Annotated in this window: 10 protein-coding genes; 4 read left to right on the plus strand and 6 right to left on the minus strand. The window is 66.3% G+C overall.

The genetic code is table 11. The annotated features are described in order from the left end of the window. Positions 1-34 precede the first annotated feature (34 nt). The 3 genes from ACLQ3I_RS16455 to betT are packed head-to-tail and all read right to left on the minus strand — an operon-like array spanning position 35 to position 5,288. A complete protein-coding gene (locus tag ACLQ3I_RS16455) occupies positions 35-1,615 on the minus strand; it encodes a GMC family oxidoreductase (RefSeq protein ID WP_425803274.1) in 1,581 nt (526 codons plus the stop codon). After that, a complete protein-coding gene (locus ACLQ3I_RS16460; RefSeq protein WP_425789883.1) occupies positions 1,612-3,126 on the minus strand; it encodes an aldehyde dehydrogenase family protein in 1,515 nt (504 codons plus the stop codon). The genes ACLQ3I_RS16455 and ACLQ3I_RS16460 overlap by 4 nt, the downstream gene beginning before the upstream one ends. Continuing rightward, entirely contained in the window at positions 3,123-5,288 is a 2,166-nt protein-coding gene (gene betT, locus ACLQ3I_RS16465) for a choline BCCT transporter BetT (RefSeq protein WP_425789882.1), read from the minus strand. The genes ACLQ3I_RS16460 and betT overlap by 4 nt, the downstream gene beginning before the upstream one ends. 120 nt (positions 5,289-5,408) lie before the next feature. On the opposite strand from betT, the gene ACLQ3I_RS16470 reads away from it, so the two are divergent. Together ACLQ3I_RS16470 and ACLQ3I_RS16475 are read left to right on the plus strand one after the other, a co-directional pair. Continuing rightward, complete coding sequence (locus tag ACLQ3I_RS16470) at positions 5,409-5,747, plus strand: hypothetical protein (protein ID WP_425789880.1); 339 nt, start codon at positions 5,409-5,411, stop codon at positions 5,745-5,747. Between the two features lie 390 nt (positions 5,748-6,137). Further along, positions 6,138-8,684, plus strand: coding sequence for an ATP-dependent Clp protease ATP-binding subunit (locus ACLQ3I_RS16475; protein ID WP_425789878.1), 2,547 nt, complete (start codon positions 6,138-6,140; stop codon positions 8,682-8,684). Positions 8,685-8,981: 297 nt separating this feature from the next. Here the strand turns inward: ACLQ3I_RS16475 and ACLQ3I_RS16480 are convergent, their stop codons facing one another. Together ACLQ3I_RS16480 and ACLQ3I_RS16485 are read right to left on the minus strand one after the other, a co-directional pair. Further along, on the minus strand, positions 8,982-10,214 hold the full coding sequence (locus tag ACLQ3I_RS16480) for an RNA polymerase sigma factor (protein WP_425803276.1): 1,233 nt from the start codon (positions 10,212-10,214) through the stop codon (positions 8,982-8,984). After that, positions 10,211-10,636, minus strand: coding sequence for a YciI family protein (locus ACLQ3I_RS16485; protein ID WP_425803278.1), 426 nt, complete (start codon positions 10,634-10,636; stop codon positions 10,211-10,213). The genes ACLQ3I_RS16480 and ACLQ3I_RS16485 overlap by 4 nt, the downstream gene beginning before the upstream one ends. A 119-nt stretch (positions 10,637-10,755) precedes the next feature. Between ACLQ3I_RS16485 and ACLQ3I_RS16490 the strand changes: the two genes are divergently transcribed. Together ACLQ3I_RS16490 and ACLQ3I_RS16495 are read left to right on the plus strand one after the other, a co-directional pair. Next, on the plus strand, positions 10,756-11,619 hold the full coding sequence (locus ACLQ3I_RS16490; RefSeq protein WP_425789872.1) for an enoyl-CoA hydratase-related protein: 864 nt from the start codon (positions 10,756-10,758) through the stop codon (positions 11,617-11,619). An 82-nt stretch (positions 11,620-11,701) separates the two neighbouring features. Beyond that, positions 11,702-12,604, plus strand: a complete 903-nt coding sequence (locus ACLQ3I_RS16495) for an SGNH/GDSL hydrolase family protein (protein ID WP_425803281.1) — start codon at positions 11,702-11,704, stop codon at positions 12,602-12,604. Here the strand turns inward: ACLQ3I_RS16495 and ACLQ3I_RS16500 are convergent. After that, positions 12,588-13,919: an acyltransferase gene (locus ACLQ3I_RS16500; RefSeq protein WP_425789868.1), complete on the minus strand. Its 1,332-nt coding sequence runs from the start codon at positions 13,917-13,919 to the stop codon at positions 12,588-12,590. The genes ACLQ3I_RS16495 and ACLQ3I_RS16500 overlap by 17 nt on opposite strands. Positions 13,920-14,069: the final 150 nt, after the last annotated feature.

Here is a 14,069-nt window from a genome sequence, read left to right on the forward strand (position 1 = left end):
GGGGCATGGGAGGGGCAGGGCGGCGCGTTCGGCCTCAGCGGTCACCTTCGGTCGCCGCGGCAGCGACCAGCTCCGCGCACCGCTCGCCGACCAGCATCACGGTGATGTTCGGGTTGACCGTCGTGTGTGCGGGGAACACCGAGGCATCGGCAACCCGCAGTCCCGACACGCCTTTCACGCGCAGGTCCGGGTCCAGTGGTGACGTCGGGTCGTCGGCGGGCCCCATCCGGACTGTCCCGACCGGATGGTAGACGGTGTTGTGCGTCCGGCTGATGTAGTCGGCCAGCTCGGTGTCCGTCGTGGCATCCGCGCCCGGATACAGTTCGCGTGCAATCCAATCCGACAGCGGCGCGGCCGCCGCTATCTCGCGCGCCTTACGGATGCCGGCGATCATCACCCGCATGTCATGGCCGTCGGGGTCGGTGAAATAACGAGGATCCACCCGCGGTTTGTCGCGGAAGTCGAGGGAGCGCAGACGCACGGTGCCGCGCGACCGCGCGTGTGTGACATTCGGCGTGAGGCAGAAGGTGTTCTCGCTGGTGGGATATCCCTGGCGCAGTGTGTGCATGTCGAACGGCACACTGCCGTAATGCATCATCAGGTCGGGGCGGTCGAGGCCGTCGACGGTGGAGGTGAAGATGCCCGCTTCCCACCACTGGGTGGACTCGGTCGGCATCGGCCGTGTCGTCTCGAAGCCGATCACACCCTCCGGGTGGTCCTGCAGATTCGCGCCGACCCCCGGCGAGTCGACCAGCACATCGATCCCGTGCTCGCGCAGGTGGACGGTCGGCCCGATTCCCGACAGCATCAGCAGTTTCGGCGTGTCGATGGCGCCCGCCGATACGATCACCTCGCGTGTGGCGTGCACCGTGGTGGTGCGACCGAAGGCGTTGTCGGTGATGTCGACACCGCTCGCACGCAGACCGCCGCCGGATTGCTCGACGACGATCCGCTTGGCCCATGAGCCGGTGCGGACCGTGAGGTTCGGGCGGTCCAGATTCGGGTGGAGGTAGCTGACCGACGAGGATGCTCGTACGCCGTCCGGACGTCGGTTGATCTGGAAAAAGCTGGCGCCGTTGATCACCGTGGTGCCGCTGTTGAACTCGACGCGCGGGATGCCGACGGCCTCGCAGGCGTCGAGTACCGCCACGCCACACGGGTCGTTCGGCGGCACGGTCATGATGTGCACCGGACCCCTACGACCGTGGTGATCGCCAGGCGCGTCGTTGGTCTCGATCTGGGGATAGAGTCGATACACCGATTCGGACCCCCAACCGGTGCAACCGAAGTCGCGCTCCCAGGAGTCGAGGTCCTCGCGCGGTGCCCAGAACGCGATACAGCTGTTGTGGGAACTGCATCCGCCGAGCACCTTCGCCCGGGCATGGCGCATGAAGTCGTTACCGTTCTCCTGCGGCTCGATCGGATAGTCCCAGTCGTATCCGGACTCGAGTAGTTCCATCCACCGGTCCAACCGCAGGATGGCGTCGTCACCGATATCCGACGGCCCGGCCTCGATGAGACAGACGGTGACGGCGGGATTCTCGGACAGCCGTGATGCGACGGCTGCGCCTGCCGAGCCACCCCCGACGACGACGTGGTCGAAGGTGTCGGTCATCGGTTTCTCCCTCGGTCGGCGAACCAGCCGGTCACGCCCGGCCGGAGATTCTCGTAGACGTGTTTGGCCTCTCGATACTCGGCGAGGCCCGATGGTCCGAGCTCGCGGCCGACGCCCGAGTGTCCGAATCCGCCCCATTCTGCCTGCGGCAGATACGGTCCGAACTCGTTGACCCACACGGTGCCGTGCCGCAATCGAGCCGCGATGCGACGGGCACGTGCGGAATCGGCGGACCAGACCGCGCCCGCCAGTCCGTATTCGGTGTCATTGGCGATGGCGACGGCTTCGTCCTCGTCGGTGAAGGTCTCGACGGTCACCGTCGGCCCGAAGGCCTCATCGTGTACGCACGCCATCTCCCTGGTTGCTCCGTCGATGATCGTGGGCAGGTAGAACCAGCCGTCGTCGAGACTTCCGGAGCCGTGGTCGCCGGTGCCGAATGCCCCGCCGGTTCGGATCACCGCGCCGTCGGCGCGGGCCTGCTCGACATACGCGTGCACCTTGTCGCGGTGCGCCGACGAGATCAGCGGGCCGGTCTCGGTGCCGTCGGCGAACGGGAGGCCGAGCCGGATCTGCTCTGCCCGACGGACGAGTTCGTCGACGAATCGGTTGTGCGCGGAATCCTCGATGACGAGACGTGCTCCCGCCGAACACACTTGACCCGAGTGCAGGAATGCGGCGTTGAGTGCGTTGTCGACCGCGGCGCCGAGCCGGTCGTCGGTGTCGCAGGCGTCGGCGAACACGACGTTCGGGTTCTTGCCGCCGAGCTCGAGCGCCACCTTCTTCACCGTCGCGGCCGCCTGCCGTGCGATCACCTTGCCGGTGACGAGACCGCCGGTGAAAGAGACGAGATCGACATCGGGGTGGGCCGACAGCGGCGCCCCGGCATCGGCTCCGGCGCCCAGGACAAGGTTCGCCACGCCAGGAGGCACCCCCAGGTGTTCGAGCACCCGCATGATGAGGATCGAGGTGTGCGGGGTGAGTTCGGCGGGCTTGAGTACGAAGGTGTTGCCCGCGGCGAGGGCAGGTGCGATCTTCCACGCCGCCTGCAGAAGCGGATAATTCCACGGTGTGATCAGGCCGCAGACGCCGACCGGCTCGTAGACGATCCGGGAGTCCACGTCCGCGGAGCCGGCGTCGACCACCCGACCGGCATCCTCGGCGGCGAGCTTGCCGAAATAACGGAAGCAGTTGGCGATGTCGGTCATGTCGAGGTCCGACTCGTACGGTCGCTTGCCGGTGTCGAGCGTCTCGGCGCGCACGAACTCGTCGCGGCGTGTGTCGATCTCGGCCGCGACACGCAGCAGGAGATCACCTCGCTCGGCCGCACCGGTCTGCCGCCAGGGACCGTCGTCGAAGGCGTGTCGTGCCGCGGCGATGGCGGACTCGGTGTCGACGGACCCCGCCTCCGCGACCACGCCGACGAGTGAACCGTCTGCAGGACAGCGGATCTCACGTGTCTGACCGGAGGCCGCGGGGCGCCACCGGCCGTCGATGAAAAGCGTGTCGCTCATGGTTCCGGGATTCCTTGGGGTTCGGCATCGGGTCTGTCGACCACAGGGATGGCGTGGCTGTCGGTGGCCGATCGTCGCAGATGAAGGTAGCCGAGGTGACGCTCGTACTGGTCCAGGATGTCGCCGATGACCTGTTCGCGATTGTAGGCATTGAGTGAATAGCCTTGTGACCCTTCGGTCAGGTACACCTCGCACCGGAAGTAGCGATCGTCGGACCGCTGCGACAGCACGGCGTAAGTCGGGGTCGGCGCCGACACCGGCCACACGCAGTATTCGAACCGCGGCTCCTGCGCGAGTTCGACGATCAGCCGGGGTGACGGCAGACCCTCGTTGCTCGCCGATTCGTCGACCCGGGCTGCGATGCCGCCCTTCGTGAACTCGTCGGCGACCTCACGCATCGCGGGGACGACGGATTTGGTGATGAACTTGCGCGTCGTCGACGGCCCCGGATAGCGCAGGGTGCCCACGAGGCGTTGCCGCCAACTCCCGTGTTCCGACGAGCCGCGGCCCGCGGCGATCACCTTGGGCAGTGTCGTCCGGAAACTGTCCAGCTTGTACGACTCGTTCCGGACCGCTCTCAGCAGCGAGATGCAGATGAGGCCGAGCACGAACGAGAACGGCAGTCCCATGATCACCGTCGCGGCCTGCAACGTGAGGATCGATCCGTCACCGCCGCCGGCGAACAGCATCGACAGCGTGAGCAGTCCGATGGCCACGGACCAGAAGATGCGCACGGATCGCGCGCAGTCGGCCATCGGATCCGGCAGCCGCGAGGTGAAATTGCCCATCACGAGTGAACCGGAGTCGGCGCTGGTGACGTAGAACAGCAGACCGGTGATCGTGGCGATCCCGATGAGCAGCGTGGACCCGGGATACTGCTCGAGCAGCGAGTAGAACCCGGCTTCGGGGGTGGAGGCAGTGGTCTCGGCGAAGCCCTGGTCGCCGCGCGCGACCTCGAGCGCGCTGTTCCCGAAGATGGAGATCCACAACAGGATGAAGCTGAACGGCACGACGAGGACGCCGAACACGAACTGGCGCATGGTGCGTCCGCGGGAGATTCGCGCCAGGAACAGGCCGACGAACGGCGCCCACGCCACCCACCACGCCCAGAAGAACAGCGTCCAGCCGTCGACGAACCCGCGGGCGTCGTTGCCCGGCGTCGGATTGACCTGATCCCAGGCGAACGTGTCGAGCGTGCGGTCGGCGAAGGTGGACACGTAGTCCCCGGCGTTCTGTGTGAGGCCGTTGAGCAGGAAGTCGGTCTTGCCCGCCACGAGGATGTAGACGAGCAGGACGATCGCGAGGATGACATTCAGCTCGGAGAGTCGGCGGATGCCCTTGTCGACACCCGAGGTGGCCGAGGCGGTCGCGATGACCACCGACAGCACGATCAGACCGATCTGGGCGGCCTTGCCCTGCGATATCCCGAAGATCTCGTTGAGACCGTAGTTGAGTTGCACCACACCGATACCCAGTGACGTCGCGATCCCGAAGATGGTCCCGAGGACCGCGGCGACGTCGATGGCGTCGCCCCAGCGCCCCTCGACCCGTTTCCCGAAGATCGGGTACAGCGCGGCACGGATGGTCAGCGGCAGGTTGTGGCGGAACGCGAAGTAGGCCAGGGCGCCGCCCATCAGTGCGTACATCGCCCATCCGGTGACGCCGTAGTGGAACACCGTCCAGGTGACCGCCTCGCGGGCGGCGGCATTGGTCTCGCCCGGTCCGGTGGGGGGATTGAGGAAGTGGGTGACCGGTTCGGCGACCGAGAAGAACATGAGGTCGATGCCGATCCCGGCCGCGAAGAGCATGGCGGTCCAGGTGAACAGGCTGTACTCGGGTCGGGATTCCTCGGGGCCGAGGCGATACCGGCCGTATTTGCTTGCCCCCAGGAAGACGACGACCCCGAGGATCGCCGTCGCGAGGATGAAATACCACCAGCCGAACCATCGGGAGATGAACTCGCGGACGTCGTTGATCACACTCGCGGCCGTGTCCGGTGAGACCAGGGCCCAGATCGCGAACGCGAGCACGATCGTCGCACTCGTGATGAAGACCGCGAGATTGACCGAGCTGCGGCCTGCCTCGGGATGTGGCGGATCGCTCGGGGAGGGGTCGATGATGTCGCCGGTGCTGTCGTGGTGAGGCCGAGCGTCATCACTCATGTGACGGAGGCTACCCGGCGATGTCCGAATTTTCGCCGGATGCTGTGGGCGACGATGACCTCGCCGTCCGCCCGTTGGTGGACGATGACTCTGCCGTCCGCCCGTCGCTACCCTTTGGCCATGTCGCTCGCGTTCTGGATCTGTGCCGCAGTTACTGCGATCAGTGCCGCCGTCAGCCTCGGCTACTCGGTCGCCGGTCTGACTTCGTCCGAGGCGGCTGAGCGCGCACCCTCGATGTATGCGTGCGCGCGGAGCTTGGCGCTGGCTGCCGTGGCGTTGGCTGCGCTCTTTGCCGGCTCAACGCCGTTCTTGGTGGCGGTCGCCGTCGCGATGGTGACCGTCCAGGCTGTGGACGCCGTGATCGGCGGCGTGATCCACGACCGATTCAAGACCATCGGCCCGGCCGTCACGGCGGCCGCCAACCTGGCAGCCTTGGTCTGGCTCTGGATGGCGGCCTGAAGATTCATGCCTGATCGGCAAACGGGCGGAGTTGCTGCAGCTCGGCGCCTTCGAGCAGGCCGCGCGCGGCATCGCGCGAGGTGGCGGCAACGGCCCGGAAATCGCGTCGTTCGCTGATCCGTCCGGAAACGTCATCGCGGTGCGCCGGAAACGAGCCGTTCGCTCTCGGCGTAGCGTCGATGGAACAGAGCGCCTACGTGCACGGTTGTAGTGCGCAGACCCCCGGCATGACCATCACGGATATCGTTGACGACCGACGTTAACGGTAGCTGCACTCCAAGCGACCACTAGAGTGGAGGCAGGCTGGTCGTCATGTATACGGACACCGCTGCAGTTGTCGACGCTGTGGTTGTCACCGACGGCCGGGGCGCTAGCTAACGAGGGAGAACAATGTTCGAACGGTTCACCGACCGCGCACGTCGTGTCGTCGTCCTGGCGCAAGAAGAAGCGCGGATGCTCAACCACAACTACATCGGCACCGAGCACATCCTCCTGGGTCTCATCCACGAGGGTGAAGGTGTCGCCGCCAAGGCACTCGAATCTCTCGGGATCTCTCTCGAAGGTGTTCGCAGCCAGGTCGAGGAGATCATCGGCCAGGGGCAGCAGGCACCCTCGGGGCACATCCCGTTCACGCCGCGTGCCAAGAAGGTCCTGGAGCTCTCGCTGCGCGAGGCGCTGCAGCTCGGCCACAACTACATCGGCACCGAGCACATTCTCCTCGGCCTCATCCGCGAGGGCGAGGGTGTGGCCGCCCAGGTGCTGGTCAAGCTGGGTGCAGACCTCAACCGGGTCCGCCAGCAGGTCATCCAGCTGCTCTCGGGCTACCAAGGCAAGGAGCCGCAGGAGGCCGGCACCGGCGGACGCAGCAGCGAGGCGGGCACACCGTCGACGTCGCTGGTCCTCGATCAGTTCGGTAGAAACCTGACCGCCGCGGCCGCCGAGGCCAAACTCGACCCGGTCATCGGGCGTGAGAAAGAGATCGAGCGGGTCATGCAGGTGCTGTCCCGCCGCACCAAGAACAACCCGGTGCTCATCGGTGAGCCCGGCGTCGGCAAGACCGCCGTCGTCGAGGGGCTCGCGCAGGCCATCGTCAACGGCCAGGTGCCGGAGACGCTCAAGGACAAGCAGCTCTACACCCTCGACCTCGGGTCGTTGGTGGCCGGCAGCCGCTACCGCGGCGACTTCGAGGAGCGCCTGAAGAAGGTGCTCAAGGAGATCAACACCCGCGGCGACATCATCCTGTTCATCGACGAGCTGCACACGCTGGTCGGTGCGGGTGCCGCCGAGGGCGCGATCGACGCCGCGTCGATCCTGAAGCCGAAGCTGGCCCGCGGTGAGCTCCAGACCATCGGTGCCACCACCCTCGACGAGTACCGCAAGTACATCGAGAAGGACGCCGCCCTCGAGCGCCGTTTCCAGCCGGTGCAGGTCGGCGAACCGTCGGTCGAGCACACGATCGAGATCCTGAAGGGTCTGCGCGACCGTTACGAGAGCCACCACCGGGTGTCCATCACCGACGGTGCGCTCGTCGCGGCGGCGACGCTGGCCGACCGCTACATCAACGACCGGTTCCTGCCGGACAAGGCGATCGACCTCATCGACGAGGCGGGCGCGCGCATGCGTATCCGCCGGATGACCGCGCCGCCAGATCTCCGCGAGTTCGACGAGCGCATCGCCGACGCCCGCAAGGAGAAGGAATCCGCGATCGACGCGCAGGACTTCGAGAAGGCCGCCAATCTCCGCGACAAGGAGAAGCAGCTGGTCGGCGAGCGAGCCGAGCGTGAGAAGCAATGGCGCAGCGGCGACATGGACGTCGTGGCCGAGGTCGACGACGAGCAGATCGCGGAGGTCCTCGGCAACTGGACCGGTATCCCGGTGTTCAAGCTCACCGAGGAGGAGACCACCCGTCTGCTCCGCATGGAGGACGAGCTGCACAAGCGGATCATCGGCCAGGAGGACGCCGTCAAGGCCGTCTCCAAGGCGATCCGCCGTACCCGCGCCGGTCTGAAGGATCCGAAGCGTCCGTCCGGCTCCTTCATCTTCGCCGGCCCGTCCGGTGTCGGTAAGACCGAGCTGTCCAAGGCGCTGGCGAACTTCCTGTTCGGCGAGGACGATGCTCTCATCCAGATCGACATGGGCGAGTTCCACGACCGGTTCACCGCGTCGCGCCTGTTCGGTGCCCCTCCCGGCTACGTCGGATACGAAGAGGGCGGCCAGCTCACCGAGAAGGTGCGCCGCAAGCCGTTCTCGGTGGTGTTGTTCGACGAGATCGAGAAGGCGCACTCGGAGATCTACAACACGCTGCTTCAGGTGTTGGAGGACGGTCGTCTGACCGACGGTCAGGGACGCACGGTCGACTTCAAGAACACCGTGCTGATCTTCACCTCGAACCTCGGTACCAGCGACATCTCCAAGGCGGTCGGCCTCGGCTTCACGCAGGGCAACAGCGACGGCTCGCAGTACGAGCGGATGAAGCAGAAGGTCAATGACGAGCTGAAGAAACACTTCCGCCCCGAGTTCCTCAACCGCATCGACGACGTCATCGTCTTCCACCAGTTGACGCGCGACGAGATCATCCAGATGGTCGATCTGATGATCAACCGTGTGGAGACACAGTTGAAGGCCAAGGACATGGCGATCGAGCTGACCGACCAGGCAAAGGCGCTGTTGGCCAAGCGTGGCTTCGATCCGGTGCTCGGTGCTCGGCCGCTGCGTCGGACCATCCAGCGTGAGATCGAGGACCAGCTCTCGGAGAAGATCCTGTTCAACGAGATCGGCGCAGGCCAGATCATCCTGGTCGACGTCGAGGGCTGGGACGGCGAAGACGACGGCGAGGACGCCAAGTTCGTGTTCTCCGGCTCCGAGAAGCCGCGCGAGGTGCCCGACGCACCTGCCGAGCTGACCAAGGCCGGCGACAGCAACGGCGAGTCGAGCTAGTCGCTCACACAACCGAACACAGACGGGCCGCCGCGACAGTCATTGTCGCGGCGGCTCGTTCGTGTCGGTCGCCTTCGTTCCCTGCGTAGTTTTTGTTCCCTGAGGTGCGAGGCGCCAGCCGAGCGTCGAAGGGGCCCGGCGTGCCCTTCGAGACGCTCGCAAGCTCGCTCCTCAGGGGTCGGGGGCCGTTCGCAAGCTCGCTCCTCGGGGGCTGGGCGCGTCAGGCCCATCACCGGTCCCTGAGGAGCCTCGCGAGGTACGAGCGATGCGTCACGAAGGGCCGGCGCCGAAGGTCGCTCACAACGCCGCGATCTTCTCCTCGAGTACCCGACGTTGAGCACCGTTGGCGGTGAGGTCACGGGCACGTTCGAGCTCGGTCCGCGCCTCGTCGGTTCGGCCGAGCAGCGTGAGCAGTTCGCCGCGGACACTCGGCAGGAGGTGCGATCCGGCAAGTGCCCTCTCGTCGACCTCTGCGTCGAGTAGCTCCAGCGCCGCGCCGGCGCCCGAGGCCATGGAGATCGCGACGATCTTGTTGAGGGTGACCACGGGGTTCCGGGTCAGTTGCTCCAGCGCCTCGTAGAGCACGACGATCTGGGGCCAATCGGTTGCGTCGACGTCCGGCGCACCTGCGTGGCAGGCGGCGATTGCCGCCTGCAGGGCATACGGTCCGCGACCGCGCCCGAGCGCGTCGGACCGCTCGAGTGCGGTGAGTCCGCGGGCGATCTGCCCCCGATCCCACCGACGCCGGTCCTGGGCGGCGAGCAGTACCGGTCGCCCGTCGGCGGCGACACGAGCCGCGAAACGGGAAGCCTGCAGTTCCATCAGCGCGAGCAGTCCGTGGACCTCGGGCTCGCGGGGCACCAGGGCGGCGAGAACACGCCCGAGACGTACCGCTTCCTGCGCCAGATCGCGACGCATCCAGGTGTCACCCGCAGTCGCGGCATACCCCTCCGTGAAGATCAGATAGATCACCCCGAGCACACCGGAGAGGCGTTCTCGCCACTTCGGTGGCTCCGGGACCTCGTAGGGCACCCGGGCCGCCGAGAGTGCCTTCTTGGCACGGACGATCCGCTGCTGCATCGTCGGCACCGACGTCAGGAACAACCGAGCGAGTTCCTCGGTGCTGAGCCCGCCGACGACCCGTAGCGTCAAGGCCACCTGCGCCTCTCGTCCCAGTACGGGGTGGCATGCGGTGAACACCAGCTTGAGCACGTCATCGCGGACCGGTTCCCATTCCTCCTCGGTGACCGTCCCGAGATCGCGTGCGATGACCTCGTATCGCTGATCGAGACGTTCTTGTCGCCGCCACCCGTCGATCGCGCGCCGTTTCGCGACGGCCGTCAGCCAAGCGCCCGCATTCCGCGGGACACCCGACTGCGGCCACTGCTCCAGCGCCTCGGCGACCGCTTCTTGCGCCACGTCTTCGGCAAGTCCGACATCACCGACGACGCGGGCGAGTGTCGCGACGATCCGGGTGCCCTCGATACGCCAGACCGCGTCGACCCTCCGCCGTATCTCGACGTCGCTCACTCCGAAGCGAGCTGTTCCCGCCAGCCCTTCTCCTTCTGGACGTACTCGTTGTCGGCGAACTCCGCGAAGTCGGTCTCGTCGTTGATGCGCCGGACCTCCAGTTTGGAACCGGCCCCGAGCGGGGCCTTCTTCGCCCACTCGAGCGCCTCTTCGCGGCTGGAGACCTGCAGAATCCAGAATCCGTTGAACAGTTCGTGGACCTCGCCGTACGGGCCGTCGGTGACCAGCGGTTCGTCGTCGTCGGAAAAAGCCACGACGAAGCCTTCGGATGCGTCGCTCAGACCCTCGCCGGCCGCGAGGACTCCGGCGTTGATCATCTCCTCGTTGTACCGGCCCATCGCGTTGATGATCTCGGTGAAATCGACCTCTGCAGAGGCGGCGATCGCTTCTTCTGTTGCTCGCATGATCAGCATGTACTTCATCGTCGTGCCTTTCGTCGCGGGGCCGCGGGGTCGAGGCCCTCTATCCATGCGTCGAACGGGCTCGCGACAGATCGACACAGTTCTGAGAGTAGTTTTCCGCCAGCGTTAGTATCGCGAACGTGACTTCAGATCAGACCTCTTCCGGCTTGTCCGCTGCCGAGTCGGAGGCTGTCATCTCCGTGGAGCTCGACGACGAGATCGCAGTGATCCGTCTCAACCGTCCCGACCGGCTCAACGCCTTCACCTACCAGATGGGGGAGGAGATCAAAGCCGCGCTGGACAGGTGCGACGCCGACGACTCGATCCGGGCAGTGGTGATCACCGGGAACGGCCGGGCGTTCTGCGCGGGCGCAGACCTCGGTGGAGGAGCCACGACGTTCGAACTCGAGGAGCCCGCTCCCGGCGAGATCCCACCGGATTCGGGCGGACAATTGACCCTCCGGATCTTCGAGTCGTTGAAACCCGTCGTGATGGCGATCAACGGCGCGGCCGCGGGCGTCGGCGTGACGATGACGCTGGCCGCCGACGTCCGTATTGCATCGGAGGATGCCAAGTTCGGATTCGTGTTCGCCCAGCGAGGGTTGGTCCCGGAGGCGTGCTCGACCTGGTTCCTGCCACGACTCGTGGGACTGCCCACCGCGCTGCAATGGACGATGGGCGCACAGATGGTGCCGGTGGCCGAAGCACACGAACGGGGGCTGGTGCAGCAGGTGGTGCCCAAGGCGGACGTGCTCGCCACCGCGATCGGGGTGGCGAGGAAGATGACGTCCGGCACCGCGCCGGTGTCGGTCGCGCTGACGCGCCAATTGCTGTGGCGGATGGCCGGTGCGCCGAGCCCCCGGGTGGCCCACGAGGCCGATTCGAAGGCCATCTACTTCCGCGGCACCATGCCTGACGTCGCCGAGGGGGTCACGTCCTTCCTGGAGAAGCGACCCGCCACCTTCACCGATCGGGTGTCGACGGATCTGCCGCAGATCTTCTGATCGCCGAGCGCGCACAACAGCCTTCGGCATGCTCGGCGGGGTCTGTGCGCCAAGTGAGCGGCCCTGTGTGAGACTGTCCGTCATGAGGCGTGAACTCGTGACCCGCGCGGCGACCATCGCCGCGTCTGCGGCCGCTGTGGCCGCCGTCGTCGTCCCCGGCACCGCGATCACCGAGACGGTCAGCCCGCCGGTGAAGGCGAGTGCGGCCGGCTCCGGGCACATTCCCAAGACGTATGTGGCACTGGGAAGTTCCTATGCCGCCGGTCCGGAACTGTCGTCGGCGCCGCGAACGCCCTGTATGCGGTCGGCCGACGACTACCCGAACCAGGTGGCATCGGCGCGTGGGATGCGACTGATCGACGTGACCTGTTCCGGCGCCACGACAGTCGACATCGTGGACCGCGCGCAGCGGGGCAAGACGAGCGAGCCGCAGGTCGCCGCGGTCACCCCGAAAACGGCCCTGGTGACCATCACGACCGGCGGGAACGATCTCGACTACATCGGCCGATTGACCTCACTCAGCTGCGGCAACGCCGTGCAACCCGCGGTTGCCGGGGTGGCCCGACGAGTCTGCGGCGCAGGGCGCCTCCCCGCGCCCGAGCCGGGCCCGGCCGCCTACCGCAAGGTCGAGCGGACGATCGCCCGAACCGTCGATGCCGTCCGTGCGCGGGCCCCGCATGCCAAGGTCGTCCTGGTCGACTACCCGCCGGTGATCGGGACGACCTCGACATCGTGTTCCGAGCTGCCGCTCACCTACTCCGAACGCGCGGAGACCAAGCGTGTTTTCGACGGGCTGGCCGAGGCCACCGCCCGCGCCGCGCGGTCGACCGGAGCTGTGCTGGTCACCGCATCGAAATCGGGTGCTGCCCACGCTGTCTGTTCACAGCGCCCCTGGGTGGACGGGTTCGAACGCGGGGTCTTCTATCACCCGAATCGCACGGGCAAGAGGGCTGTCACGCAGCTGATTCTCAGAGCGCTGCAGTAGCGGCGCGGCGCTGACGCCAGAACGCGAGACCGGCGGAGACGAGCAGAAGAGCACCCGTGGCGACGATGAGATCGCCCACGAGAGCAGCGAACACGACGCGCAGGAGCACGCCCAGAGCGATGGCAATGGTCGCCACGGCCATCGATCTGCCGGCATTCTGGGTTCGCCAATCGATGGTGCTGCGGCCGGTCGTGATCAGACTGATCGGGCTGCGGCGCAACACCTCCACGATGAAGATCGTCAACGCGACGGTGCCCACGTAGGCGACCAGGATCAGCGGCCAGGTCGGTAGATTCCGATGCTCGGAGATGATGGGCATCAATTCGCTGAGTGCGAGCGCGTGCGCCAAGTAGATGCCGAACGACCGGTCGGCGGCGGTCCGCATGAAGTTGTCGGGTACGGAGCCCTTGGTGCGACGGCTCTGCCAGACCGTGCCCAGGCAGTAGAGGATCGTGATGATCGCGATGTAGGCGAATGTGTTGTGCACCATGAACACGTTGGTGGCCCGGAAGATGGTCTCGCCCATGTGCGTCTCGTGCAGGTAATAGAGCAGCGTCAGGACGATCACCACGGCCGCGCCGGCGATCAACTGCCGGCGCCACCGGATCATGAAACCTTGGAACGCCGGGTAGTGCATCGCTGCAACACATCCGGCGAGCACGAAGAACTGATAGGGCAGGATCGTCGCGACGAGGTGCGACCACAGCATGTGCTGCGGGCCATGGGTGAAGAAGTCGAGCGGAGGCCGGACCATGAAGTACAGCAATGTGGTCTGCGCCGCGAAGCTCGCGAGCAGTAGGTACCGGTGATATCCCCAGGTCTTCCGGAGCACGATCAGGATGAGGGGGAAGACCGCGTAGATCTGCATGCTCACCGACAGGAAGTACAGGTGATACCACGCGTTGCCGGTGATGAGGTCGTAGCAGATGCTCTTGAGTGACACCGCGATCGAGTGGGGCGAATCGACCAGATCGCCCAGAGCGGACATACCGCCCGCGCGGTAGCGTCCGTACACCCAGTAGAAGAGGCTCCACACCACGAACGGCAGGCCGATCAGCTTGTATCGACGTCGCCAGAAGGTGAGGGGTTTCAGCTCACGGTCGCGGTACTGGTACGTCAGGACGAAGCCGGTCAACGCGAAGAACGAATACCGGGTGTAACGCAACAGGAGGCCGAGCGCCCCGGCGCCCACATCGGTGCCCGTCGCGATGCCGAGGAGGACATGGTCGAGGATGACCGCCGCGAACGTCACCAGCCGGACGAAATCGATCTGGTAGAGGTGCCGATCCGGCTTCTTGGTCACCGGCGTGGTCACCGGCTCCGCAGGGGCTGCGAGTTGGACTGTGGCACTGTCCGATTCGTCCGGATTCGGCGGAGGCTCGGGCGGTTGTATCTGTTGTTCCTGCGTAACGATGCCCCGGCCTCCCGCTTCACTTCGGCCGCCTCGGACACCAGATGTCCGAGG

This window comes from Gordonia sp. DT101, assembly GCF_049844895.1.
Lineage (GTDB): Bacteria > Actinomycetota > Actinomycetes > Mycobacteriales > Mycobacteriaceae > Gordonia.